This window comes from Nonomuraea aurantiaca, assembly GCF_020215705.1.
Classification (GTDB): Bacteria; Actinomycetota; Actinomycetes; order Streptosporangiales; family Streptosporangiaceae; genus Nonomuraea; species Nonomuraea aurantiaca.
Window position 1 is genome coordinate 100,140 of the sequence record NZ_JAIWNB010000028.1, and the last position, 23,930, is coordinate 124,069.

The following is a 23,930-nucleotide window of genomic DNA, read 5'->3' on the forward strand; positions in this document are numbered from 1 at the left end:
ATGAGCTGCCATCAAGCCGCCTCGTCCGTGGAATCGGGAGTGGGAGCCGGCAGCACGCTGCCGGACTGGGCCTTCTCGTCGGGGAAGACCCACTTCCGGAGCGCCCAGAAGCGGAAGACCATGGCGATCAGCGTGCCGATGATCTGCGCGCTCACGAAGTCGGCGATCTCCTGGGTCACCAGGCTCACATCCGGGGTCTCCAGGCGAAAGACGTACCGGGAGATCCATAGCGGCGCGGAGCTGAGCACCAGACCGATGCCACTGACCAGGAAGAACAGCGCCGCCTCGTGACGGCGCTCGTGGCCGCCCCTGGTCCGGAACGACCATTCGCGATTCAACACGTAGGACACGATCGTCGCCATGAGCACCGCGATGACCTTGGCGGTCACCGGCTTCGGCTCCAGAATGGTGAGCTTCAGCCCATAGAACACCGTGTTGTCCACTAAGAACGCTGTTCCACCCACCGCCGCGAACTTCAGCACTTCACGATGCTTGAGCGCAAGTGCGTGCAGAGGTTTCGGTAATCTTGTGAGTACTGCGTTCGCCATTCGGAGCACTCCCGATCTTCTCACCAGCCGCACACACTCATGGCCAGATGGTGAAACTGCTGAGGGACCGTGACGCTACGTATCCAGCGCCCGCATCAATCCCGGATTCCGGCGTTTCCGCAGCAGCGAATCCTCACGCAAGTGCGGACCCTGAAGTCATCCCCATGGGATCCCGGCCACGACGGACCGTCGCAGGGCTCAGTAGCCGATGGTGAAGCGCCGCTGGACGAAGCGAGGTAGTTCCGCCTCGTCGACGAGGGCGACGGCGGCGTCCTCCGACGAGATGCGGCTGCGTCCGTCGGCGTCGAGGACTGGTTGGTCACCACCAATGCGGAACCGGCCGGTGCGCCGGCCGGGAGCGATGTCCTCGGCCGGGCTGAAGTAGGTCCAGAGCCGGTTGGACGTGCGCAGGACGTTCAGGGCGTCGCGATGCCCGCGTACGGCGGCGGCGTACTCCCTCGGGAGCCCGATTTGGTCGAGGGTTTCGTGGAGAAGTTCGTCGGAGTCGGCTCGTACGAGACCAGGCTCGATCTCTAGACTGCCGGCGCCGCCGATCACGATCAGCCGGGTCCGGGGGTGGCTCTCCAGCGCCTTGAGCAGCGCTCGGGCGGCCGTGGCGTAGACCGTGGGGTCGGCGATCGAACGCGAAAGGGTGTCGGCGAAGTCGTCGGCGGCGTTGCCGGGCTGGTATCCGCTGATCAGTACGTCCAGCCCGGGCAGGACCGCGGCGATGCTCGCGGCATCGAGGACGTCAACGCTCTTCCAGACGATGTTCTCGCGCTCTTCGCTGATCCGGGTGGCGTCGCGGCTGAACGCCGTGACGTGATGCCCCCGGTGGAGTGCTTCGGTGACGACGCGGCTTCCGATGCCGCCTGTGGCGCCGATGATGCCGATGTGCATGGTTCTCCCTATGTGTCGTTGTCAGACGGGAGGAGACTATACGGCGTGAAGTTTTTATACGGCAAGCAGGGCGGTAACGCTGTAGAGTGGTCGCTGTGGGAAGCACGGGAGGCCGCCGCGAACGGCTGCGGGTCGAGACGACGGCGGAGATCCAGCAGGTCGCGCTCAAGCTGATGGCCGCGGGCGGACCTGACGCGATCACGCTGCGGGCCATCGCCCGCGAGATGGGCATGACCGCCAATGCGATCTACGGCTACTTCGCCACCCGCGACGATCTGGTCACGACGCTGATCAACGAGGTCTACACCGCGCTGGCCGACGCCGTGGACGCCGCCTGGGCCAAGGCCCCGGCCGCGCGTCCGGCCCATCGGATTCAGACGTGGGCGCGTGCCTTCCGGGGCTGGGCTCTGGCCAATCCCGAGGGATTTCGCCTCATCTATGGCGACCCCGTGCCCGGCTATCAAGCTCCCGAGGGCGGCGCCGCCCCGGACGCCGCGCACCGGGTCTGTACGGGCATCGCCGCCCTCGCGGACGCCGCCTGGCCGCACGCCGAACACCTTTACGCGCACAGCGACTTCCAATGGTCCGACTTCGACAGCGGGCTTCTCGACAAGGTCCGCCCGGCATTCCCCACCCTGCCGCCGGCCGGCGTGGCCCTCGCGTTGCGCATCTGGGGCCACCTGCACGGCCTGGTGTCACTGGAGATCTACGGACACCTGCGTACCCAGACGATCAGCCCCGACAAGCTCTTCCAAGAAGAACTGGCCCAGCTCGTCCGGTCACTCGGCCTCGAATCCGAGGCATGACGGCCCTCAGCGGGTGGATGCCGAAGAAGGTGGCGACGGTGAGCCGGGCCGGCGTCGCCGGGTCGAGTCGCGGACGGAGGCTGCCGTCCGAGGCCGCCCGCGTGTAGAGGCCGGTGAAGGTGTCGATCCAGCCCGTGTAGCGGGGCGGTAGGGCCGTGTCGCTGCTGCTGGACTCGTTCTGCGGGCGGACCGCAGCCCGGATGACCGGATCGTCCTTGAACTGGGTGGCCAGGGACTCCAGCACCGACCAGATCGCGGCGAGCCCCGGCTGTGCGGCCAGGGGTGCGAGGAGCTCCTGCCGGTTGCGGTCGAACGCCTCGGCCGACACCACCCCCTTCGACGAGGCAGGCTCTCCCGTGTTGAAGCTGCTCGCCAGCAACCAAGCCGCCTTCTGCGGAGGCAGGTCCTCCCGTGTTGAAGCTGCTCGCCATCAACCAAGCCGCCTTCTGCGGAGGCTGACGCCCCAGGTGGGCGTCAGCCTCCGCCGACGGCACCGTCGGTCTTCTCGCTGGTGCCGGTGGAGTCAGTGGCCGGGGGAAGGTTCAGCGCGGTCGCCTCGCAAGGGGCCACCGCCCCCTTGACCACCTCCAGCGAGACCGCGGTGGGCGGCTTGTCCGCCTGGCTGACGGAGACCGCCAGGACGAGCGTCTGGCCGGCCGCCACCTGCCCCTTGTCGATCCGGAACACGATCCCTGTGCCGTTGGCCCCGGCCAGGAAGCTGTTCTCGGCCCGCCCGTCGCCGGCCCCGTGCCCGCCTCGGGGCTTCTTGCAGGTCTGGTCCGCCGGCAGGTAGTCGACCACCGCCGTCACGCCCGCCGCGGCCAGCTTGGCCGTCAGCTCGCCGGGGTCGCGGAACTCGCTGATCCGTACCTCGACCGATCCGTCCGCGTTCCTGGTCACGGCGAAGGCCGGGGCGGCGCTTCCGCCGTACACGTTCATGGCCACTACGGTGGCCGCCGCGACCCCCGCCACCGCGGCGGCCAGTCCCACGGCACGACGGGTCCTGCCGCGTCGCGCCGGTGGCTGGACGACCGGGTCCGCCTTCCTGCCGGCGATGTCGTCCTTGAGCGCACTGAGCAGACGCTCCTCGAAGTCGGTCATGCCTGTCCCTCCACGTACACAGCCGATGACGAAGCGACGTCTTCAAGGGCGCGTCTGGCCCGATGCAGGCGGACTCGGGCGGTCACCCCGTTGATGCCCAAGGCCACGGCGGCCTCCTTGACGGTGAGCTGGTCGATCGCCACGAGCTCCAGCACGGCCCGCTCGCCCTCGGGCAGGTCGCCCATGGCCTTCAGGGCGCGCCGCATCTGGCGCTCGGCGTCGATCCGCTCCTCCATCCGGTCGAGGTCGTGGTCGTCCATCAGTCGCCTGCCCGCGACGCGGCTGGTCGCCTTCGCCTCGCGGGCCGTGCGTCGATACTGGGCGGACACGACGTTGCGCGCCACGCCGTACAACCAACCGGTCTCGCTGCCCCGGCCTGGGCGGTAGGTGTGTCCCGAGTCCAAGGCCGCCAGGAAGATGTCGGCAGTCAGGTCGGCGGCCAGATGAGGATCACTCACCCGGCGTACGACGAACCGCATGACGCCATCGACATGGCGGCGATAAAAGGCCTCAAAGGCCTCGGGGTCTTCGTTGAGGCGCACAGGCCTCGCTCCCTTCGTCGCTCGCCCTACACCTCTACTTGGACCGAGCAACCAGAAGCGTTTCCAGCCAGGACGGTCAGGACGGACGGAGCCGTTCGGCGACGTCGAGCCAGACCGTGACCTCGGCGGCGGTGAAGTGCCGGATCGCCCAGTCGACCATGCGCAGGCTCATGTGCGCCCAGCAGGCCGGCTCCGCCTCCTCGGAGACCATTCCGTCGAGCAGCCGAGCGAGCTCCGGGGCCCGGTGCGTGAGGTCGAAGCGCAGCGTGAAGAGGTCGAAGTCCGCGTCACCCCGCGTGGCGCCGTCCCAGTCGATCACTCCGGTGACCGTGCCCGAGGCGTCGACCAGCACGTTCTCGGGATGGAAGTCGGTGTGGACGAGGTCGGGGCCGTCCAGCCGCTCGGGAAGGGCGGCGCCGATCTCCTCGACCTGGTCGAGCAGCCGCCGCGTGCGACTGTCTTACGTCCGCAGCGGCTCGTGCAGGCAGAAGCCCGGCCCGTCGGCGCGCAGGAAGAGCGGAAATCCGGACAGGTCCGTACGGCCGGCCAGCAGGCCGCGGCAGCGCCGGTTGATGTCGAGCATCGACTCGATCGTGACCCGGGACGGCTCGCGCGGGGGAGAGCCCGGCAGCAGCTCCTGCACCACGACCGGTGGGCGCACCAGCTCGTAGCGCGGCGCCGGGACGCCCGCCGCGCGGGCCACCTCCAGCAGCGCGCCGACGTCGGGCCCGCGGGTGAGCACCGATCGGTGGCCGTCGGGCCAGCGCACGTACGCGGCTCCGACCTGTCCGCCGGGGCACGGGCCTTCATGGACGAGCGGGACGTCGAGCTCGCGCAGGACGCCGTCGATGTCGAGGCGGGGCACGCGGGGGAGTGTCACGACGACCGATCCTCGCCGCTGCGGCGGGTGCGGCACAACACGTCAGGGGCGCGGCACAACACGTCGGGTGCGGCACAACACAGAGCCATCGCCGGTGTGACACAACAGACAGCGGCTCCCGGAATCCCGGCTGATCGTCCCGGTGCTGCAACGAGAGAGTGAGCTTCAACCTGAAGGGAAGCACGCCATGACCATCCTCGTCGCCTACGACGGCTCAGCCGACTCGCGCGCCGCCATCGAGTTCGCGGCCAAGCACCTGGCCGCCGAGCCCACGCTCATCGTGACCGTGTGGGAGCCGCTGCTCGTCCAGCTGAAGAGGTATCCGCTGGCCGGTGCCGCGGTCCTCGCCGACTCCAGTGAGGAGTGGCGGGTCCAGGCCGAGCAGTACGCCAAGGAGGGGGCCGAGCTGGCGATCGCCGCCGGTCTCGCGGATGTGACGTATCGGGCGGTGGCCGACAACGAGTCGATCTGGCGGACGATCGTGGACGTCGCGGACGAGGTCGACGCGTCGCTGGTCGTCACGGGGTCGCGAGGACTGGCCGGCGTGCGCTCCGTACTCCTGGGCAGCGTCTCCAACCACGTGCTGCACCACGCCCACCGGCCGACCCTGATCGTCCCACCGGCCAAGCACTGATCAGCAGGCGCCCTGTGGGGCCGAGCAGCTCTCCTTGGACGGGGTGAGCCGGGTGTCGATGCGCCTCGCGCCCGGTCCTTCGCTGCCCAGCCGGTCGTGCGGGTTGGCCAGCGCGCAGCGGTCGAGCGACAGGCACCCGCACCCGATGCACTCCGTGAGGTCGTCGCGGAGCCGCTGGAGCTGCTCGATCCGGTCGTCCAGCTCGCTGCGCCAGGCCGCCGACAGCCGCGCCCAGTCGTCACGCGTGGGCGTGCGCTCCTCGGGCAGCTCGCCCAGGGCGTCCTTGATGGTCCGCAGCGGGATGCCCAGCCGCTGCGACAGCCGGACGAACGCGACCCGGCGCAGCGTGTCACGGGTGTAGCGCCGCTGGTTGCCCGCGGTGCGGCGGCTCCCGATGAGCCCCTTGGCCTCGTAGAAGTGCAGCGCCGACACGGCCACGCCGCTGCGCTCGGCGAGCTGGCCGACCGTCAGCTCCTTGGAGTTCCACGCCACCTTGGTCATAACCTTAAGTTTACTTGAGGATTACCGGCCGGAAGTGGGTGACCAGCTGCCGGCCGTCGAAGATGTGCAGCGCGTACGCGGGCGGCAGGTCGTACGTGACGGGGATCTCGGCGTCGGTCTCCACGCTGGTCAGGCCGGTGGAGATGACGCCGGGTGCGACGACGAGCGGCAGACCGGCGAACCGGGCCGACACGGCGGTGTGTGCGTGGCCGGTCAGCACCCCAGCCACGTGCGGATGCCGTGACAGCAGGTCCGCCAGCCGTTCGGGCTCGCGCAGCCGGATCTGGTCGACGTACGGGATGCCCAGCTCGATCGGCGGATGGTGCATCCCCACGAACGCCGGGACGTCGGGCCGCTCCGACAGCACCTCGTCGAGCCAGGCCAGCGTCTCGTCGGCCAGATAGCCGTGGTCATGGCCGGGCACGCTCGAATCGGCCAGGGCGATGGTCACGTCGTCGAGCCTGAGCGCCTGGTTGGCCGGGCCGAGCAGCTTCTCGAACTCCGGCACCGCGTCATGGTTGCCCGGACAGACGGCCAGCGGCCGCTCGTCGCGGAGCAGCTCCTCCGCGATCGCGTATTCCTCCGGCAACGCGTGGTCGGCGATGTCGCCCGTGGCCAGGACGGCGTCGAGGCGCAGCGTGCGCAGGTGCTCCATGACCTGCCGCGTGCGCTCGACGCTCTCGTCGGAGCCACCGATGTGGGTGTCACTGATCTGCGCAAAAATCGCCACCTGAGCACCCTATTCCACGTGTACGGGCCGCTCGAAGAACGTCTCCAGCACGACCACCGTCTGGGTCCCGGTCACGCCGTCCACCTCGAACACCTGCCGCAGCACCTGCTGTAACTCCCTCGTGTCGGCCGTACGGACCTTGAGCAGCACCGAGGCCGGACCGGCGATGACGTGGGCCTCCTCGACCGGCGCGATCGCCGCCAGCCGCGCGGCGGCGTCCCCCATCCAGGCGCCGCCGTCGACCAGCACATACGCCACGACCTCGCGCCCGAGCGCGGCCGGGTCCACCTCGATCGTGGTGCGCTTGATCACCCCACGCTCGCGCAGCTTGCGCACCCGCTCGTGCGCCGCCCCACCCGACAGGCCGACCGCCTTGCCGAGCACCGCGTACGACCGCGTGGCGTCTTCCTGGAGCAGCCCGATCAGCATCTTGTCGATCTCGTCCATGACAGTATGCTATTCGACTATGCAGCCTTTTCACCAAACACCATATGGCCACATTCCCACGGAGCTCGAAGTGCTGGACGAGCGCTTCGCCACGGTCGGCGGCGACGACCTGGTCGAGCGCATCTACTTCGGCACCCGCTGGGCCGAGGGGCCCGTCTATTTCCCTGCGGGCCGGTTTCTGGTCTGGAGCGACATCCCCAACGACCGGATGCTGCGCTGGGATGAGATGACCGGCGCCGTGGGCCCCTTCCGGCAGCCCGCCGGCTACGTCAACGGCAACACGCTCGACCGCCAGGGCCGCCTGATCTCGTGCGAGCAGGGTCAGCGCCGGGTCACCCGCACCGAGGCCGACGGCTCCATCACCGTGATCGCCGACCGATGGCAGGGCAAGCGGCTCAACAGCCCGAACGACGCGGTGGTCCGCTCCGACGGCTCCATCTGGTTCACCGACCCCGCCTATGGGATCGACAGCGACTACGAGGGTTATCGGGCCGAGCCGGAGATCGACGGCTGTCACGTCTACCGCGTCGATCCGGTGACGGGCGAGGTGAGCCGGGTGGCCGACGACTTCGACCGGCCCAACGGCCTGGCCTTCTCGCTGGACGAGTCCCGTCTCTACATCGCCGACACCCGCCGCAGGCACATACGCGTGCTCGACGTGCACGACAACGGCACGCTCTCTGAGGGCAAGGTCTTCGCACAGGGAGGCGACGACGACCGCTTCGACGGGATGCGGCTGGACGACACGGGCCGGGTGTGGGCGGCGGCGGGCAAGGCGGTGCTCTGCCACGACCCCGACGGGACGCTGATCGGCCGGCTCCGCCTGCCCGACGATGTCGCCAACCTGGTGTTCGGCGGCCTCAAGCGCAACAGGCTCTTCATCGCGTCCTCGTCCTCGCTCTACTCGGTGATGCTGAACGTCACGGGCGCCCGCCCCGTCTGGTCCTAGCGCTACTCCCAGCGGAACAACCGGATCGCGATCCCGCCGAAGACCAGCAGGCCGGCCGCCATGACGACGAGGTGCAGCGGCTGCGGCGCGTGCCCCGCCCAGGTGTCGCGCAACGCCTGGGCGAACGGCCCCGCCACCGAGTAGTCGCTCACCACCCGCAGCGCGTCCGGCATGACCTCGCGCGGGATCCACATGCCCGCCACGAACATCAGCGGGAACATCACCACCGACCCGATCCCCGGCGCCGACTTCCCCGACGGCGCGACCGAGGCGATCACCAGTCCCAGGGCCAGCAGCGCGGCCGAGCCGAGCAGGAAGACCAGCGCGAAACCGGGGAGCTGCTTGGGTATCGCGACGCCGCGCACCAGGTTCCCGACCACCACCAGGAGGACGACCGACACGGTGCCGATGGCCAGGTTGATGATCAGCTGGGCGGCCAGCAGCCGGCCCCGCGGGACGGGCGTCGTCGACATCCGCCTGAGCACCCCCTGCTCGCGATAGGTGACCAGGACGGCCGGCAGCACCGTGCAGGCGAGCGTCAGCACCGCGAGCAAGGTCATCTGGGCCGGCAGCTGGGTGTCGATGAACCGCTGGCCGCCCATCGCCGGATCGGGCGCGGACAGGTCGGGGATGCTGCCGAGCGCCAGCAGCAGGGCGAGCGGCAGGCCGATGGTGAAGACCATCGTGGGCCACTGCCGCAGATGCAGCTTGGTCTCGACGAGGAGGATCTTCCTCATGACAGCTTCCTTCCAGTCAGTGCGAGGAACGCGTCGTCGAGCGTGGCCTGCTCGATGCGCAGGTCGGCGGGGACGACCTCATGCCGGGCGAGCGTCAGCATGACGGAGGTGGCGAGGTCGCCGGTGCCCGTCACCACGACCTGCTCGCCGCTCCTGGCGACCTCGCTCACCTCGGGCAGGGCCAGGAGGAGGTCGTCGGAGAAGGGCGCGGTCGGCCGGAACCGCAGCCGCTGCGCGCCGCCCACCTGGGCGATCAGCCCCGCGGGTGTGTCGGTGGCGACGACCCGGCCCGCGTCGATGAGCGCGACGCGGTCGCAGAGCCGCTCGGCCTCCTCCATGAAGTGGGTGACGAGCACGATCGTCACGCCGGAGTCGCGTACCTGCTCGATCAGCTGCCAGGTGTCACGGCGGGCCTGCGGGTCGAGGCCGGTGGTGAGCTCGTCGAGCACCGCGACGCGTGGCCGGCCGACCAACGCCAGCGCGATGGACAGGCGCTGCCGCTGACCGCCGGAGAGCTCGCCGAAGCGCTCCTCCCGCTTGCCGCCGAGCCCGACGCGCTCGATCAGCTCGGACCAGTCGGCCGGGTCCGGATAGAAGGAGGCGTAGAGATCCAGCGCCTCCCACACCTTGAGCTTGTCGGGCAGCGCGGCACTCTGCAGCTGCGCGCCGAGGACGCGCCGCAACGCGTCCCTGTCCTGCTGAGGGTCGATCCCGGCCACGCGTACGGTGCCACGATCGGGAGTGCGCAACCCCGCGACGCACTCGACGGTCGTGGTCTTGCCGGCGCCGTTCGGGCCGAGGATGCCGAAGATCTCGCCATCCGACACCTCGAACGACACGTCATCCACCGCCACGTGGTTCGGGTACCGCTTGTGGACGTTCCTGACCTCGATGACTTTCATGCCTTAGACGCTAGGAATTCCGGCTCTCGCGGAGAATCGGGCTGGGTACCCGGCGAAGGTGTATCTAGGTGCAATATGCGCGATGCCGTGGATCGCGCACACTGGGAGCATGCTGAGAAGGTACGTCCAGGTCGCGGCGTTGCTGGCGCTGATCCTCGTCGAGGTGCCCGCCGCCGTCGTCTCCTTCTGCCTGCTCGTCCTGACCTTCGGCCTCGGCGTGGTCCCTCTCTTCCCGCTGCAGGTGCGGCTGGCCAGGCAGGTGGCGGAGCGCAGGAGACGGCTGGTCGGGGAGTGGTTAGGGGTCCGGATCGACTCGCCGTACCTGCCCAAGCCGCCGCCTCCGCAGCGGCAGGCCGACGGGATGTACCGCTCGCACCGCACGCTGTACAAGTCGCCGCGGGTGCCGGCCTGGAACGACAGGTGGAAGTGGCTGGTCTCCGACCCGGCGACCTGGCGCGACTGCGTCTGGCTGGTCCTGGACCCGGTGGTCAAGCTGGGCCTGCTGCCGCTGTTCCTGCTGTTGCCCGACCGCGGGCTGCGCGTCTACGGCATGTGGTGCGAGCTGGTGCTGGCCCCGACCGCGGCGAGCCGCCTGGCGGGGCAGGTCAACCACCTCCAGCGGGTACGCAACCTGGCGGCCGACACCCAGTCGGCGGAGATGCGCAGGATCGAGCGCGACCTGCATGACGGCACGCAGGCGCGGCTGGTGGCGATCGGCATGACGCTCGGCGCGGTCGAGCAGCTCGTCGACACCGACCCGGCCGCGGCCAAGGCGCTGCTGTCCAAGGCCAAGGAGGCGTCCTCGGAGACGCTCACCGAGCTGCGTACGGTCATCCGCGGCATCCACCCGCCGGTGCTGGCCGAGCGCGGGCTCGCCGACGCCGTGCGCGCGCTGGCCATCGACAGCCCGCTCCGGGTGCACGTGGACGTCGACCTGCCGCACCGCCCGGAGCCGCCGGTGGAGGCCGCCGCCTACTTCGCGGTCAGCGAGCTGCTGTCCAACGCCGCCAGGCACGGCGGGGCCGCCACGGCCACCGTCGACGTCAGCGGCAACGGCTCCGACCTGCGGATCTCCGTGATCGACGACGGCATGGGCGGCGCCGACCCCGGCAAGGGCAGCGGCCTCATGGGCATAGAGCGGCGGCTGGCGGCCTTCGACGGGGTGCTCGCGGTGAACAGCCCGCCCGGGGGACCGACCACGGTGACCATGAGCATGCCCAAGGTCCTGCCGAATCACTGGGCGGGCAGCCTGCCCAAGCTGCCGCGCTGGAAGGTCGCCCTGGTGGTCACGCTCTGGCTGACCGCCTGGTGCCCGCTGTTCCCGCAGGGCATCGTGGCGGGCATCTTCAAGGTCATCGGCTTTGAGGAGAAGGCCTGGTTCCTCGCGCTGTACATGCCGGAGCCGTGGCAGTGGCCGGTCATCCTCTTCATGATCGCTCTTGGCTGCACCATGTACCTGACGGCCACCCTGCTCCCGGTCTGCCACAACAAGGAGCGCTGGTGGGCGGAGGCGACCCCTCGTCGTCTATGGTTCAGCCGGTGAATCGCGTTCTCGTCGCCGAAGACCTCTACCTGCTCAGGGACGGCCTGGTCCACCTGCTCCAGGCGCACGGCTTCACGGTCGTGGCCGCCGTGGAGAGCGGGCCCGAGCTGCTCAAGGGGCTGATCGAGCTGCGCCCGGACGTCTCGATCGTGGACGTGCGGCTGCCGCCCACCTTCACCGACGAGGGCCTGCAGGCCGCGCTGGCCGCCCGTCAGCAGGTGCCCGGTCTGCCGATCCTGGTGCTGTCGCAGCACGTCGAGCAGCTGTACGCGCGCGAGCTGCTCGCCGACGGGTCCGGCGCGATCGGCTACCTGCTCAAGGACCGGGTCTTCAACGCCGAGCAGTTCATCGACGCCGTACGCCGGGTCGCCCAGGGCGGCACCGCGATGGACCCCGACGTGATCGCCAAGCTGCTGGCCAGCAACGCCAGGAACGAGCCGCTGGCCGCCCTCACGCCCCGCGAGCGGGAGGTGCTGGAGGCGATGGCCGAAGGGCGCTCCAACGCCGCCATCTCCCAGCGGCTCTACCTCAGCGAGAGCGCGGTCGCCAAGCACACGGCCGGCATCTTCGCCAAGCTGGGTCTGGCGCCTTCTGACGACGACAATCGCCGGGTCCTGGCGGTGCTCGCCTACCTCAACAGCAGATAGCCGCATTGTCGGTGACACCGGCTACCTTTCATAGGAGGCAGCAACACGAAAGGGTGGGTCAGGTGAAAATCCGGGTAAACCGCGATGTTCTGGCAGACGCGGTGGCGTGGGCCGCCAGGGTGCTGCCCAGCCGCCCTGTGGTGCCCGTGCTCTCGGGGCTGCTGCTGGGGGCAGACGAGGAGCTGAGCCTGTCCGCGTTCGACTACGACGTCTCGGCCCAGGCCAGGATCGACGCCGACGTGGCCGAGCAGGGCCAGGTGCTCATCCCCGGCCGCCTGCTCGCGGAGATCAGCCGCAGCCTGCCCGCCGACGACGTCGAGATCGTCACCGAGGGGCAGGAGGCGGTCCTGACCTGTGGCAGCGCCGAGTTCGGCCTGATCACGATGCCCGTCGAAGACTTCCCGACCATGCCCACGATGCCGCCGAGCATCGGCGCCATCGGCGGCGGCGTCTTCGCCTCGGCCGTGGGCCAGGTCGCGCCCGCCTCCAGCCGCGACGACACGCTGCCGATGCTCACCGGCATCAGGGTCGACATCGAGGGCGAGTCGGTCACGATGGCGGCCACCGACCGCTACCGCATCGCGGCCCGCGAACTCACCTGGCGCCCGGCCACGCCCGACGTCGCGGTGTCCGCCATGGTGCCGGCCCGCGTGCTGGTCGACGTGGCCAAGACGCTGCGCGGCGGCGAGGTGGCGGTGGCGCTGGGCGACGGCGTGGCGGGCTTCGAGAGCGTCGGCCGCAGCACCACGGTCCGCCTGCTCGACGAGCAGTTCATCGACTACCGCACCAGGCTGACCGCCGACTGGTCGATCAGGGCCGACGTGCCGGTGACGGCGTTCGTCAACGCCATCAAGCGGGTGGCGCTGGTGGCCGAGCGCAACACCGCGATCCGGCTGTCGTTCAGCCAGGGTCACGTGCGCATCCAGGCCGGCGGCGGCGACATCGGCCGCGGCTCCGAGGTGGTCGAGTGCGAGCTGCGCGGTGACGACATCCAGATCGCCTTCCAGTCGCAGTTCCTCCTCGACGGCTTGACCGGCATAGAGAGCGACCTGGCCCGCCTCAATATGGAGTCACCGACAAGGGCCGCCCTGATCCAGGACGTTCCTGGAGATGGGCAGCCCAGCTTCCGCTATTTGGTGATGTCGCTGCGCCTCGGCTGACCCTTGCGGGTTATTCGCCCTCGGTGAGCGCGATGAGAATGTGCTCCATGCAGGCATGCCCGGCGCGCTCGGCGGCGGTGGCGTCGCCCGAGGAGATGGCGCGCGCGATGGCGTCGTGGGGGATGTAGCTCTTGTTCAGCGATGTGCCGGCGGCCGTGATGCTGGCCCGCAGCGCCGCCGAGAAGTCCTCGTAGAGGTCGATCAGCACGAGGTTGTGCGTGGCGTGCGCCACGGACATGTGGAAGGCCAGATCGGCCTCGACGAAGGCGTCCGGGTCGTCCAGCTCCCAGGCGCGGTCGCGCTCGGCCAGGGCCGCCTCGATGCGCAGGATGTCCTCGTCGGTGCGCCGGGTGGCGGCCAGGCGAGCAGATTCGACCTCCAGTGCGCGTCGCACTTCGAGGATCTCCAGCTGCTCGGCCTGGCGCAGGCGCCTCAGCATGGCGCCGGAGAGCTCGCTGGTAGCACGGACATAGGTCCCGTCACCCTGGCGGCACTCCAGCAGCCCGGCGTGTGTAAGCGCGCGTACGGCCTCGCGAACGGTGTTGCGTCCCACGCCGAGTTGCTCCGCGAGCACCGTCTCAGTTGGGATCTTGCCGTTCATCTGCCACAACCCTGAGGTGATCTGCTCCTTGAGCTGATCGATCACCTGGTCGACGAGCGAAGCTCGCTGAGCCGTACGCAGACTCACAGTCCGCCTCCTCCGGGGGTGCCAGTCATCCCATGAGTCAATGACTGGTAGACCCTAATTATTCCAGACTCAAAAACCAAATCTGGAGCTCCCGGAGGGCTAGCGGGACACTGAAACGTCGATCTTCACCCCTGCCAGTGCGGAATGGACTCCGGCGGCCTCCAACGCCCTGCGATAGGCGCTGGTCTGCTGGGCCTTGTCGCCGGAACTGCCGTAGAGGTCGCCCAGCTCTCGCCAGCAACGTGCGGCCTGCCTGTCGGAGCCGAACACCGGACGGTTGAGCGTCTCGAGCAGCTGCCGGGCCTCGCCGAGAGGTCTCGACAGGTCGGCGTCCAGAGCGAGCGCGACGCTGGCGAGCACGAGGTAGGCCTCGGCCGGTGCCGTGCCCGGAGCGTCGTGCACCAGATCGAGCGCCGAGGTGGCCAGCTCGCCCGCTCGCACGGCGTCTCGTGCCCGCAGCTTGACCCTGGCGTGCGCGATGAGGCTCTCGCCGTGCTCCTGCGTGCTGCCCGCGGTGCTCGCGAACACGCGAGACGCCGCTTCGGCCCACCGGTCGGCCTCGGCGATCGGCGCGGAGTCCAGCCTGGCCCAGTGCATGGCCACACGGGCCAGCTGCAGCGTGAGCCTGGCGGGCCGGCCGGCCATGATCGCGTCGTCGGCCAGGCGTACGGCCAGCGCGGAGTCCTCGCCACCGGCGGCGGCCACACTGGCCTGCCAGAGGGCGTGGATCTCAGCGGAACGGTCCACAATCTCAGACACGCCGCTGGCGTCGAGCACCCGCCGGACGAAGCCGAGCTCGGGAGAGTCGCCCTCGCGTCCGCTGCGCACCTCTATCAGCGCGGCGGCCAGGTCGATGGCGATCTCGCCTTGCGTGATCGCCAGCCGCTCCGCCTGCTCCAGCGCGTGCGCGGCCAGGTCGCGGGCCCGCAGGCGGTCGCCCGCCCGCTGATAGCAGCGGCTCAGCGCGACGGTGAGCGGCAGGTCGGCCAGCCGCTCAGGATGGGCCGCCGCCTCCCTGCGCAGCCGCTCGAACGCCTCGACCGCCTGGCCGAGCCGTCCCTGCGCTTCGAGGGCGCGCGCCCTGCCAAGGCGGGCGTGCGCGGTCAGCAGCGCGTTCTCCTCGTCGGCCGCCTTCACGATCTCCGTGAAGCGGTCGGCCGCGAGGACGGGGTCGCCATGCTGTAGCTCCAGCTCAGCGTGGCGGAGGCCGAGCTCGGTATCGATGCGCTGCCGAGGCTCGATCCCATGCAGGAGGAACTCGGTGGTGCACCCCAGGCGCTCGGCCAGGAGTCTTGCTACAACCGGAGTCGGAGTCCGCTTGCCCGACTCGATGAGCGAGACATAACTGTCAGACAGGTCGGGTCCGGCCAGCTGGGCCTGTGACATCCGCCTGTTTAGCCGCAGTCCTCGGACGCGGTCACCGATGGTTCCCTGACTCGGCATCTCATCTCTCAAGGCGGGGAAGGGTCAACACTCCGCAATGATTGCATGAAGTGGCGCAATCGGGTATCCCCACGTGAAGAATTCCCCACGGCAGGATTAATCGTCGCTGTCGTCCTTGCTGGGGAAAAGCATCTGGCACACTTCGAGGTACAGGGTCTCCGGATACGGAATGTACTCGACTGTTGACAGCGCCTGATCCTGACCAGCGGATTCAAGGATGAACTCACCGTAGCCGAGCATGCGCCCAAGGAGAGATCGCTGGAAGCTCATGTCGGTGACCTTGCCCAACGGCATCATCGCGACTTTGCGCGTGATGAGGCCCGTGGTGAGCAACATCCGCTTTGAGGTGACCACAAAGTAGTCGACCGACCACTCCGCGACTTTCCATACAAAGCGGATCAAGAGCAGAAGCCAGAGCCACCAGACGACGACGAGGGCCGTGCTGCTCCCCTCGCCGCCGAAAATCTTGCTGAGCAGTCCGGCGATGATCAGGCCGCCGAAAACCTCGGCGACCGGGCGAAGCAGCACGGCTGGGTGACGCCGTACCATGATGACCTGTTGTTCATGGGGGAGAAGGTAGCGGTTGACCGACGCCGGAGCAGAGTCCCCGTGGGTCACAAGTCTCATGCGAGGTTGTTCACAAATTGGGCCAGTGAGTCGGCCGCGTTGATCACGTTGTCGAACACCCCTCTGACCGCGTCAGCGGCATCGGTTGGTCGCGCGAACAGGTAGTACGCCACAAAAGCCATACCACCGTATGTGAGGACCTTTTTGACCTGCACTGTCGCCTCCGTACCACTTACCTACTCCACCCGCTCTCTACATTACCCACCCCAATGCCGGGGTAAAGGTAACTTGACGGGATAGTTTTGATCTTGCTTAGCCACGTTCGCTGGCCACGAGAGCCAGGACGTGAAGGTGCTTGCGCGCGATCCGCTCGACGAGACTCGGATGGGCGTAGCCCGTGACCTCCAGCGCGCCGTAGTGCGCCGCTTCGACGCAGCGCGTTACGGTGATCGCGGAGTGGATGCCGACGAACTCCTCGCGGAGTGCCGTCTCCACGTCCGCGTACGGACTTGGCTCCGCCTCGGTGTGGTCGCTCACGACAACACCTCGGTAGCCGGACAAACGCTCATCGCTGCTCCCCACCACGCGCGTGCGGAAGTTGCCTTCCCCTCACCTCATACCCACGTGACAACAGTATGTAACGAAGTGAGTGCGCAGCGTGACGAGTCAGACCACCCCGTACAAACGATCTCCGGCGTCGCCCAGCCCTGGAACGATGTAACCGTTCTCGTTCAGCCGCTCGTCGAGGGCGGCTGTCACGACGCGGATCGGCTTGCCGGAGTTGGCGAACACCTTGTCCATGTACGCCAATCCTTCGGGCGCGGCGAGCAGGCAGATCGCCGTGACGTCCACCGCCCCGCGGTCGAACAGGAATCGCACGGCCGCGGCCAGCGTGCCGCCGGTGGCCAGCATGGGGTCGACCACGTAGCACTGGCGCCCGGACAGGTCGTCGGGCAGCCGGGTGGCGTAGGTCTCGGCCTCCAGCGTCGACTCGTTGCGGATCATGCCCAGGAAACCGACCTCGGCCGTGGGCAGCAGCCTGGTCATGCCGTCGAGCATGCCGAGACCCGCCCGCAGGATCGGCACGACCAGCGGATAGGGCTTGGCCATCCGCACCCCGTGGGCCTCGGCGACCGGCGTCTGCACGGTCACGTCCGCGACCCGCACATCGCGCGTCGCCTCGTACGCCAGCAGGGTCACCAGCTCGTCCGCGAGCCGGCGGAACGTCGGCGAGTCCGTCCGGACATCGCGCAGCGTGGTGAGCTTGTGCGCTACGAGAGGATGGTCGACGACGAGGGTTTCCATAAGGGACAACGCTATCTTGTGTGCAACGAACCGGCACGTCGCGTCATGGGTTTTGATCACAATTTGGTCGGAGCAGCCCACGGGGGGTGGCCGGGTCTGGAACGATTGGATCCCGTAGTGACCACGTCGTGGGGTGGACGATGACAGAAGAAGATGCGCTCGACTTCGCCATCGTGGTCTATCGCGAGGACGAGTGCTGGGAGGCCGGCCTGCTGCCGGTCGCGCTGACGTCTGATCTGCATGGGCTGATCAAGGCGCTGCGCCAGCAGCCGAGCGAGAGTGGCACGATCGGCCTGGTCGCCGTGGGCGACGAGTTCTTCGTGGCGCTGCGCGTCCTGGGTGATCGCGTCGATGTGTTCCTGTCCGACATCGCCGCGTCCTGGGACTTCCCGCTGGCCGAGCAGGTCCTCGACTACCTCGACGTGCCGATCCCCGATGAGGAGGAGCTCGACGAGATCCTCCAGGACGAGGACACGGTGCTCCCGGCAGGCGATCTGTCCATCTTCGCGGATCTGGGACTCGACGAGATGGAGCTGGGCATACTCTCCGGCGACATCGAACTCCTCCCGGAAGACGTACTCTCCAGCATCGCCGCGCGGCTCGGCTTCTCCGAGCCGTTCGAGCGGGCCATCGAATCGGTCTTCGGCTGACCCCTGGAGCACGGACATGGCGTCCAACACCTTCTCTGCGGCCTTCGTCAAGATCTCCGGCGGCTGGAGCGGCGCCGAGGTCGATCTCGGTGACGCCGAGATCGTCGACGACTTCGGCGACGCGGTGACCGAGGCCCTCGGCCTGTCCGGTGACGAGCTCGCCCTGCTCTGCGTCGAGGTGGAGGACGAATGGTTCGCCATCGTCCGCTACCGCGGTGACGACGAGCCCCGGGTGTTCCTCTCCGACGCCCACGCCATCATGTCGGACATGCTCGGCGAGCTGTTCGCGGAGTTCGCCGGGGTGGCGCCCGACAAGGACGGCAACGGGCTGGGCGTCAAGCCGTCCGGCGACTTCGAACTGCTCAGCGACCTGGGCGTGGGCTCGGAAGAGCTGCTGGAGCTGAGCATGGAAGAGGGCGTGCTGCCGGCCGACATCCTCTCGGTGATCGCCGAGCGGCTGTCCTTCGCCGACGAGCTCGACCGGTTGCGGTGAACCACGCCGACGCGATGCGCCTGGCCCTGTCGGAGGCCGCCGCGGCCGGCGCCCGTGGCGAGGTCCCCGTCGGCGCGGTCGTGCTCGGCCCGCGAGGGGAGGTGCTCGCCTCCGCCGGCAACTCCCGCGAGTCCTCCGCCGATCCGACCGCGCACGCGGAGGTTCTGGCACTCCAGCAGGCCGCCCGGTCGCTCGGGGGGTGGCGGCTGAGCGGCTGCACGCTCGTGGTCACGCTGGAGCCGTGCACGATGTGCGCGGGGGCCGCGGTGCTGGCCCGGGTCGACCGCATCGTGTACGGGGCGGTCGACGAGAAGGCCGGGGCTGTGGGGTCACTGTGGGACGTGGTCCGTGACCGCAGGCTCAACCACCGTCCCGAGGTCGTCATGGGTGTGCTGGGCGAGGAGTGCGCCGCGGTACTAAAGGAGTTCTTCGGCACTCGGCGGATCCGGTAAGCTCGTCGACGGTGGTGTCGCCTAGTGGCCGAGGGCGCACGCCTCGAAAGCGTGTGATGGGGCAACTCATCCGTGGGTTCAAATCCCACCACCACCGCCGCTAAATCGGGCCTCCGACCTGCACTAACAGGTCGGAGGCCCTTCGCATGACAAGATCATGGGGGAACCGTGGGGGAACGGGCCTCCAGGCGATCTTGAAATGCTGGTCCGCTCCACCGGCGTCGCTGCCGCCGATTTACCCGCCTTGCCGATGATCAGATCGCCTTCCCAGTGCCCGGGAACGGCGCGGCCCGCCATCGCCGCCGGCCGGTCCTCGATGGAAGGAATCCCCACAATTCGGGCACACATGGACTTGGTCCGCCCCCGCGGCCGGCGCTCCTCGCGACCGTGCCGCAACCGAATGCCCTGCGCCGCCAGCTCACCCTTGGGCGAGGCATACATCCAGGTGTAAATCGCCTCGTGGGACGCCACCTTCCCAGGGTCGCGGTATCCGGCTCGCGGCGCAAGCGGCCCGCGATCTGCTCAGGCGACCATCCAATGCACAGCCCGGCGACCACCTGCTCCCGCAGGGTGAGGTCAGCATCCAGTTTGCGGCACTTGGGCCGCTTGCGCTGCTCGGCCGCGTCACGTTCGGCCCGATGCGCTCGATATGCCTGCCTGCCACCATGGCGCTTGACCTCCCGACACACCACCGACGGATCACGACCGATATGCGCGGCGATCTCCATATTGCTCATCGGCTCCATCAGGCATCGGGAGATCTCCTCACGATCACTGGCCGTCAACTGACACCGCGCCACAGCACCTCTCCGGTCGCTCGTCGTAACGAGAAGACCGAAGACTGTCACGACCAAAGATCAAAAACTCAACGAGGGCCAGATGCAACGAATGTCCGCTTGGCCAGAAGTCCCGATTGTCTCCACCGCTTGGGATCAAGGGTGCGTCGGCTCTTGCAGCCGAACTGAGCCCTGGGTAAATTTCTCGAAAGCCATCACTTGAAGTAAATGTTCAGATGCTGAGAGTTATTAGTGTGCTGAAGGTCGAGTAGGTGACAGCGGGGCCGGGAGGGCGCACGGCATGACGAGCACGTTGGCAAGCAGCGTCGGTGCGCTGCAGGCTGTGGCGTGGAGACTGTGATGCCGCGCAGCCGACGCCTCATCGCGATCCTGCTCGGGCTGACACTGGTGATGCTGGCACCGGCTTTGGCGCAGGCCGTCGCCACGACGGTGTTCGACCAGCCTTTCCACAACAACACCGCGAACGGGACCGGGGCCGTGTCGAAGCCGGCGCTGCCGGCGGGTGCGACAGGATCGAACATCGTATGCCTGACCGCGAGCGGCAACACCACCACCGGGGTCCTGCGCAGTTGCCCGACGTCCACGGACGCGCAGGGCTCAGGAAAACTGCGCCTGACGGACAGCACCACCGCAAGGCTGGGTGGCTTCTACGGTGCCACCACCTTCGCCACCCAGGTGGGCAAGGGCCTGGATGTCACCTTCAACGCCTACCAGTACGGCGGGGGTGGGGCCGACGGGCTCGCCTTCGCGTTTGCGGCCGCCGATCCGGTTACTCCAGTACCCCCGACCTTCATTGGACAGGGAGGCGGTGCACTCGGCTACTCGGCGGTGCGCACCGGCAGCCTCGTCGGCCTCAACAACGCCTACCTCGGTGTCGGCCTCGATATCTATGGATCGTTCAGCAGCAGGGACAAAGAAGGGACCAACTGCACCGACCCCGCCTACATCTCGGCTGCCGGCACCGTTCCCGGCCAGGTCCTCGTACGCGGCCCAGGGGCGGGCATCACCGGATACTGCGCCATCAACAGTACGGCGGTGAACACCTCGTCTCCGCCTCTCGCGCTACGAGCTGCGACCCGTACGGCATCGACCGTGCCGGTTGAGGTGGTGATCAACCCGACCACGGGGACGATCCTGACACCCTCGGGCCTCTCGGTCGCAGCCGGGCAGTACAAAATAGAGGTCACCCAGGTGGGCGGCGTGGTCAGCACCCTGTCGGGTGCCCTGCCCATCGTCCCGGCCGGGCTGTACCCGGGGTCGACTTGGACGACCGCCGGGATCCCCAAGCAGCTCACCTTCGGATTGACGGCGGCGGCCGGCGGCGTGACCGACTTCCACGAGGCCGACGAGGTCAAGGCCGTCACACTGGACCCGGCTCCCGTGCTGTCCGTCGCCCAGACCAGCTATGTCGGCGCGTCACCGCAACAGGGTGACCCGGTGACCTACACGGTCACTGCCGGAGTCGCCGCGGGCCCCAACGCGCCCGGGCCGGTCACGGTCATCGAGACCGTCCCCACCGGAGTCAAACCGCTGGGCGCGTACGGATTGGGATGGGTCTGCCAGACGCCCGTCGGCCAGACTGTCACCTGCGTCAACAGCAACGGTCCGTTCACCAACGGAGCGACCCTGGCACCTATCCAGGTCGTCGCCATCGTCACCGGTGGCAGCGTCACGCCCGCACTGATCCAGAGCAGTAGCACCGCCACGGCGTCCGCAACCGACGCCGTTCAGGGTGTCTCGTCATCGACGACGGCGGGCACCCTGCCAACGGCGCCGGGCAGTCTCACGCTGAGCCCGGCAAGCGGCCCATCCGCCGGTGGGAGCGGCCTATACCAGGCCGAAAACGCCACGCTCAGCGGCGGTGCAGGCCTCAACAATGATCACACCGGATACACCGGCACCGGCTTCGTTGACAGGTACGACGCCGTGGGTGCCATGACAACATTCACCGTCAACCCCGGCCCAGCCGGTAACTATCAGGCTGCCTTGCGGTATTCCAATGGGCCATATCCCTTTGCGGGTACCAAGACAGTGAGTCTCTATGTCAATGGCGTCAAACTGCGGCAGGTGAGCTTTCCCTCCACGGGGGATTGGGAAACCTGGGCGGTCTCGATCGAGACCGTCACCCTCAACGCCGGCACCAACACCATCGCCTACAGCTACGATACCGGGGACACCGGTTACATCAACCTCGACGCACTCACCATGGACGGCGTAACCGTCTCCGGAACGGACATCATCGGCGCGAAAGCAGTCGAGATCGGCACCACCGCCCAATTCCAGGCGGGCACCCCCACCACGCTCCTGCTCTGCCCAGCCGGAGCGGCGACAGGCTGTTTTACCGTCAACGGCAACGGCACCCTCAGCATCTCCTCGATGCCCGCCCACGCTGCCGGCGCCGTCCAGGTCAAGGTCGTCACCAACGGCGTGGCCGGGGCCGCCACCTACACCTACGTCGATCCCCTGGCCCTGGCCTTCACCACACCACCGGCGGGCCAGGTCGGCGTCGCCTACAGCCGCACACTGACCTCCACCGGCGGCACAAGCCCGCTCACCTGGTCCATCAGCGCCGGCAGCCTGCCACCCGGCCTCACTCTCGCCTCGGCCACCGGCATCATCTCCGGAACGCCCACCACAGCGGGCGTCTTCTCCTTCACCGTCATGGTCGCCGACGCGGGAACCCAGACCGCCACCCAGCCGACAACGCTGACGGTCGCCCCCGGTTCACTGTCGATCACCGTCCCGGGATCGGCGAACCTCGGCTCCGTTGCCGCAAGCAGCCCCACTTTGAGCAACAGCCTGGGCACGGTGACCGTGACCGACAATCGCGGGAACACCTCGGCCTCCTGGACCGTGACGGTCAGCGCGACGTCGTTCACCACGGGCACCGCGACGGCCGGCGAGACCATCGCCACCAACAAGATCGCCTACTCTTCCGGCTCCGGCAGCACCACCGGCACCGGCACCTTCGTCCCGGGGAACCTGGCCAACGGATCCCTGCCCGGCCCTGGCGCGTCCTGGATCACCGGCACGGGCGCCAACTCCGTGACCTGGAACCCGACTGTGACCTTCACCCTCATCCCATCCCAGGTAGCGGGCTCGTACTCCGGCACCATCACCCATTCCGTCGCCTGAACCTGCCACGGCGGTCTGCAGTTGTTTTTGAGTCAGGCCGACAGAAAACACTGAAGGCTCAGAGGCCGTCCAACGCTCCCGAAGAGCAATCGTCAACACCTGTTGATCAAGATCTTTTAGGCAACTACTGGGGGTTTCTCGACAGCTGGTGACTCCTCGGGGCGTTCGACGTGCTTGCCGTTGATGAACGTGGCTCCGGCGCGAACGAGGGCGACGAGGTGTGGTGCGTTGACCGCGCGCCAGCGAGCCTGGGCGGACTCGATCAGCTTGAAGGCCTATGGCCCGCGCGCGAGCGGTTCACGGTGACCGATCCGGTGGCCCGCGAGATGGCCGGGCAGGATGGCGTGGCGTCACGGGACGCAATCGCGTCGTCACCGGGCGGGTGATTGTGGCGGGGTGCCGCGGCGGCGGGTGGAGCTCGGACATCACCGCCTGCTCGCCACGGTGACCGGGACGGTAACGGTCGCCCGGTGCGCGTGGCGGGCCCCGGCCGTCCGCAACGTGTATCTGGCGGACGCCGCGTTGTCGCTGTCGGCGGTGCGGCACTCGGCCGGGGCCTTTTGCTTGGCAAGGACGCCAAGGGACGTGTGTGTCCCAGACGGACGAGACGGCTACCCCAAAACCGGGCCGCGCCAGGCTTCTCCAGGCCGACCGCCCGCCTTCCTCTTGTCGGAGGATCAGGCGATTTCATGAGGGTGTGGACATCCGTGTGCTGGGCCCGCTGGAGGTCGTCGGTGACGACGGGCGGTCGTGTCAGATCACCTCGCTGAAGTTGCGGGCGCTGGTGAGCGTGCTGGTGCCGGCGCTGGTGCGGCCGGTGGCCCCGGCGCTGATCGACCGGTTGTGGGGCGAGGAGCCGCCGGTCGAGGCGATGGCGTCGCGGCGGTAGACGTCCTCGGCGAACGTCTGCCGGAGCCCGCGCAAGAGAAACAGTGCGTGGGCCTCCGGGGTCACCGACTCGGTCTCCAGCCGGACCGGCCGTGCCTCCCCGATCAGCCGGTCCAGCAGGCCCGACCCCAGCCCCTGCCCCCGATGCCCCGGGGACCAGACCGGTCGCCGCCGACGCGTCGCCCACGGGGCGCACGGCCCCGCAGACCACCAGGCGGCCGCCGCGATCGAGGACATTCATCGCACTCGGCCGTTGCATCTGTTCTGCTGGGCGGCGTTCGCTCTGGTGCTTGTCGGCGGACCCCTCGACATGCTCGGCGCATGACTGCCGGTCAGGGAATCAGCCCTTTGACCACCGGATGGCGTCCCGTGGAGTGGTGTAACTACGTGATCGACGGTTGCGATTCTGAGTGCGTGGTGAGCTCGGCCGGGTCGCGTGCAGCGCTGCCGGTGTGGAGGTCGGCCATGGAGGTCTCCGACAGGTA

The 23,930-nt window shown here is 68.5% G+C and carries 31 protein-coding genes and 1 tRNA gene; 12 read left to right on the forward strand and 20 right to left on the reverse strand.

The genetic code is table 11. From position 1 onward, the window contains the following. Window positions 1-11: 11 nt before the first annotated feature. Both LDL49_RS44420 and LDL49_RS44425 read right to left on the reverse strand, forming a co-directional pair. Window positions 12-482, reverse strand: a complete 471-nt coding sequence (locus tag LDL49_RS44420; RefSeq protein WP_225300955.1) for a GtrA family protein — start codon at window positions 480-482, stop codon at window positions 12-14. Between the two features lie 264 nt (window positions 483-746). Next, window positions 747-1,448 (reverse strand): NAD(P)-dependent oxidoreductase, encoded by a 702-nt coding sequence (locus LDL49_RS44425; RefSeq protein WP_225300956.1) that lies wholly within the window; start codon window positions 1,446-1,448, stop codon window positions 747-749. Between the two features lie 95 nt (window positions 1,449-1,543). Between LDL49_RS44425 and LDL49_RS44430 the strand changes: the two genes are divergently transcribed. After that, window positions 1,544-2,254: a TetR/AcrR family transcriptional regulator gene (locus LDL49_RS44430; protein ID WP_225300957.1), complete on the forward strand. Its 711-nt coding sequence runs from the start codon at window positions 1,544-1,546 to the stop codon at window positions 2,252-2,254. Here the strand turns inward: LDL49_RS44430 and LDL49_RS44435 are convergent. The 5 genes from LDL49_RS44435 to LDL49_RS44455 form a co-directional block, all read right to left on the reverse strand. Then, complete coding sequence (locus LDL49_RS44435) at window positions 2,181-2,633, reverse strand: TetR/AcrR family transcriptional regulator (RefSeq protein WP_225300958.1); 453 nt, start codon at window positions 2,631-2,633, stop codon at window positions 2,181-2,183. The two genes, LDL49_RS44430 and LDL49_RS44435, sit on opposite strands and share 74 nt — an antisense overlap. Before the next feature lie 95 nt (window positions 2,634-2,728). Next, a complete protein-coding gene (locus LDL49_RS44440; RefSeq protein WP_225300959.1) occupies window positions 2,729-3,355 on the reverse strand; it encodes a hypothetical protein in 627 nt (208 codons plus the stop codon). Next, window positions 3,352-3,897: an RNA polymerase sigma factor gene (locus LDL49_RS44445; protein ID WP_225300960.1), complete on the reverse strand. Its 546-nt coding sequence runs from the start codon at window positions 3,895-3,897 to the stop codon at window positions 3,352-3,354. The genes LDL49_RS44440 and LDL49_RS44445 overlap by 4 nt, the downstream gene beginning before the upstream one ends. Before the next feature lie 76 nt (window positions 3,898-3,973). Further along, the gene (locus tag LDL49_RS44450; RefSeq protein ID WP_225300991.1) at window positions 3,974-4,339 is read right to left on the reverse strand and encodes a phosphotransferase; all 366 of its coding nucleotides are present in this window, start codon (window positions 4,337-4,339) and stop codon (window positions 3,974-3,976) included. An 18-nt stretch (window positions 4,340-4,357) separates the two neighbouring features. Then, on the reverse strand, window positions 4,358-4,777 hold the full coding sequence (locus LDL49_RS44455) for a hypothetical protein (protein ID WP_225300961.1): 420 nt from the start codon (window positions 4,775-4,777) through the stop codon (window positions 4,358-4,360). A gap of 187 nt (window positions 4,778-4,964) precedes the next feature. Between LDL49_RS44455 and LDL49_RS44460 the strand changes: the two genes are divergently transcribed. After that, window positions 4,965-5,411 carry a universal stress protein gene (locus LDL49_RS44460; protein WP_225300962.1) on the forward strand — a complete coding sequence of 149 codons (447 nt, stop codon included), beginning with the start codon at window positions 4,965-4,967 and terminating at the stop codon, window positions 5,409-5,411. Here LDL49_RS44460 and soxR read toward each other — a convergent pair whose 3' ends face one another. The 3 genes from soxR to LDL49_RS44475 are packed head-to-tail and all read right to left on the reverse strand — an operon-like array spanning window position 5,412 to window position 7,089. Then, complete coding sequence (soxR, locus tag LDL49_RS44465) at window positions 5,412-5,912, reverse strand: redox-sensitive transcriptional activator SoxR (protein ID WP_225300963.1); 501 nt, start codon at window positions 5,910-5,912, stop codon at window positions 5,412-5,414. It abuts the gene before it with no gap. A 10-nt stretch (window positions 5,913-5,922) separates the two neighbouring features. Next, entirely contained in the window at window positions 5,923-6,642 is a 720-nt protein-coding gene (locus tag LDL49_RS44470) for a metallophosphoesterase (protein WP_225300964.1), read from the reverse strand. 9 nt (window positions 6,643-6,651) lie between these two features. Further along, window positions 6,652-7,089, reverse strand: a complete 438-nt coding sequence (locus tag LDL49_RS44475) for an Lrp/AsnC family transcriptional regulator (RefSeq protein ID WP_225300965.1) — start codon at window positions 7,087-7,089, stop codon at window positions 6,652-6,654. A gap of 70 nt (window positions 7,090-7,159) precedes the next feature. On the opposite strand from LDL49_RS44475, the gene LDL49_RS44480 reads away from it, so the two are divergent. Further along, window positions 7,160-8,038, forward strand: coding sequence for an SMP-30/gluconolactonase/LRE family protein (locus LDL49_RS44480; protein ID WP_225300966.1), 879 nt, complete (start codon window positions 7,160-7,162; stop codon window positions 8,036-8,038). Between the two features lie 2 nt (window positions 8,039-8,040). On the opposite strand, the gene LDL49_RS44485 is transcribed toward LDL49_RS44480, so the two are convergent. Both LDL49_RS44485 and LDL49_RS44490 read right to left on the reverse strand, forming a co-directional pair. After that, window positions 8,041-8,775, reverse strand: a complete 735-nt coding sequence (locus LDL49_RS44485; RefSeq protein ID WP_225300967.1) for an ABC transporter permease — start codon at window positions 8,773-8,775, stop codon at window positions 8,041-8,043. Next, window positions 8,772-9,677, reverse strand: a complete 906-nt coding sequence (locus LDL49_RS44490; RefSeq protein WP_225300968.1) for an ABC transporter ATP-binding protein — start codon at window positions 9,675-9,677, stop codon at window positions 8,772-8,774. The genes LDL49_RS44485 and LDL49_RS44490 overlap by 4 nt, the downstream gene beginning before the upstream one ends. 109 nt (window positions 9,678-9,786) lie before the next feature. Here LDL49_RS44490 and LDL49_RS44495 point away from each other — a divergent pair, with 109 nt between their 5' ends. The 3 genes from LDL49_RS44495 (at window position 9,787) to dnaN (ending at window position 13,027) form a co-directional block, all read left to right on the forward strand. Beyond that, the gene (locus LDL49_RS44495) at window positions 9,787-11,220 is read left to right on the forward strand and encodes a sensor histidine kinase (RefSeq protein WP_225300969.1); all 1,434 of its coding nucleotides are present in this window, start codon (window positions 9,787-9,789) and stop codon (window positions 11,218-11,220) included. After that, complete coding sequence (locus LDL49_RS44500) at window positions 11,217-11,867, forward strand: response regulator (RefSeq protein ID WP_225300970.1); 651 nt, start codon at window positions 11,217-11,219, stop codon at window positions 11,865-11,867. The genes LDL49_RS44495 and LDL49_RS44500 overlap by 4 nt, the downstream gene beginning before the upstream one ends. A 62-nt stretch (window positions 11,868-11,929) precedes the next feature. After that, window positions 11,930-13,027 (forward strand): DNA polymerase III subunit beta, encoded by a 1,098-nt coding sequence (dnaN, locus tag LDL49_RS44505; protein ID WP_225300971.1) that lies wholly within the window; start codon window positions 11,930-11,932, stop codon window positions 13,025-13,027. Window positions 13,028-13,037: 10 nt separating this feature from the next. On the opposite strand, the gene LDL49_RS44510 is transcribed toward dnaN, so the two are convergent. From LDL49_RS44510 to upp, 6 genes are all read right to left on the reverse strand, one after another. Further along, window positions 13,038-13,715, reverse strand: coding sequence for a FadR/GntR family transcriptional regulator (locus tag LDL49_RS44510; protein ID WP_225300972.1), 678 nt, complete (start codon window positions 13,713-13,715; stop codon window positions 13,038-13,040). Between the two features lie 99 nt (window positions 13,716-13,814). Continuing rightward, window positions 13,815-15,158, reverse strand: a complete 1,344-nt coding sequence (locus LDL49_RS44515) for a helix-turn-helix domain-containing protein (protein ID WP_225300973.1) — start codon at window positions 15,156-15,158, stop codon at window positions 13,815-13,817. Window positions 15,159-15,254: 96 nt separating this feature from the next. Continuing rightward, entirely contained in the window at window positions 15,255-15,785 is a 531-nt protein-coding gene (locus tag LDL49_RS44520; RefSeq protein ID WP_225300974.1) for a PH domain-containing protein, read from the reverse strand. Continuing rightward, window positions 15,782-15,940, reverse strand: coding sequence for a hypothetical protein (locus LDL49_RS44525; RefSeq protein WP_225300975.1), 159 nt, complete (start codon window positions 15,938-15,940; stop codon window positions 15,782-15,784). The genes LDL49_RS44520 and LDL49_RS44525 overlap by 4 nt, the downstream gene beginning before the upstream one ends. A 97-nt stretch (window positions 15,941-16,037) precedes the next feature. Continuing rightward, entirely contained in the window at window positions 16,038-16,262 is a 225-nt protein-coding gene (locus LDL49_RS44530) for a hypothetical protein (RefSeq protein WP_225300976.1), read from the reverse strand. A 129-nt stretch (window positions 16,263-16,391) separates the two neighbouring features. After that, window positions 16,392-17,030, reverse strand: a complete 639-nt coding sequence (gene upp, locus LDL49_RS44535) for a uracil phosphoribosyltransferase (RefSeq protein WP_225300977.1) — start codon at window positions 17,028-17,030, stop codon at window positions 16,392-16,394. Between the two features lie 140 nt (window positions 17,031-17,170). Here upp and LDL49_RS44540 point away from each other — a divergent pair, with 140 nt between their 5' ends. The 4 genes from LDL49_RS44540 (at window position 17,171) to LDL49_RS44555 (ending at window position 18,722) form a co-directional block, all read left to right on the forward strand. After that, window positions 17,171-17,680 carry a tRNA adenosine deaminase-associated protein gene (locus tag LDL49_RS44540; RefSeq protein ID WP_225300978.1) on the forward strand — a complete coding sequence of 170 codons (510 nt, stop codon included), beginning with the start codon at window positions 17,171-17,173 and terminating at the stop codon, window positions 17,678-17,680. A 16-nt stretch (window positions 17,681-17,696) separates the two neighbouring features. Beyond that, complete coding sequence (locus tag LDL49_RS44545) at window positions 17,697-18,173, forward strand: tRNA adenosine deaminase-associated protein (protein WP_225300979.1); 477 nt, start codon at window positions 17,697-17,699, stop codon at window positions 18,171-18,173. Beyond that, window positions 18,170-18,625 carry a tRNA adenosine(34) deaminase TadA gene (tadA, locus tag LDL49_RS44550; RefSeq protein WP_225300980.1) on the forward strand — a complete coding sequence of 152 codons (456 nt, stop codon included), beginning with the start codon at window positions 18,170-18,172 and terminating at the stop codon, window positions 18,623-18,625. Before LDL49_RS44545 ends, tadA begins: the two co-directional genes overlap by 4 nt. A gap of 10 nt (window positions 18,626-18,635) precedes the next feature. Next, a tRNA-Ser gene (locus tag LDL49_RS44555) sits at window positions 18,636-18,722 on the forward strand. Between the two features lie 157 nt (window positions 18,723-18,879). Here LDL49_RS44555 and LDL49_RS59450 read toward each other — a convergent pair. Then, window positions 18,880-19,371 carry a transposase gene (locus LDL49_RS59450; protein WP_443689899.1) on the reverse strand — a complete coding sequence of 164 codons (492 nt, stop codon included), beginning with the start codon at window positions 19,369-19,371 and terminating at the stop codon, window positions 18,880-18,882. Between the two features lie 390 nt (window positions 19,372-19,761). Between LDL49_RS59450 and LDL49_RS44565 the strand changes: the two genes are divergently transcribed. Continuing rightward, a complete protein-coding gene (locus LDL49_RS44565) occupies window positions 19,762-22,557 on the forward strand; it encodes a putative Ig domain-containing protein (RefSeq protein ID WP_225300981.1) in 2,796 nt (931 codons plus the stop codon). 170 nt (window positions 22,558-22,727) lie between these two features. Next, a complete protein-coding gene (locus LDL49_RS44570; protein WP_225300982.1) occupies window positions 22,728-22,943 on the forward strand; it encodes a hypothetical protein in 216 nt (71 codons plus the stop codon). Between the two features lie 367 nt (window positions 22,944-23,310). Here the strand turns inward: LDL49_RS44570 and LDL49_RS44575 are convergent, their stop codons facing one another. Further along, complete coding sequence (locus tag LDL49_RS44575; RefSeq protein WP_225300983.1) at window positions 23,311-23,682, reverse strand: GNAT family N-acetyltransferase; 372 nt, start codon at window positions 23,680-23,682, stop codon at window positions 23,311-23,313. Window positions 23,683-23,930: the final 248 nt, after the last annotated feature.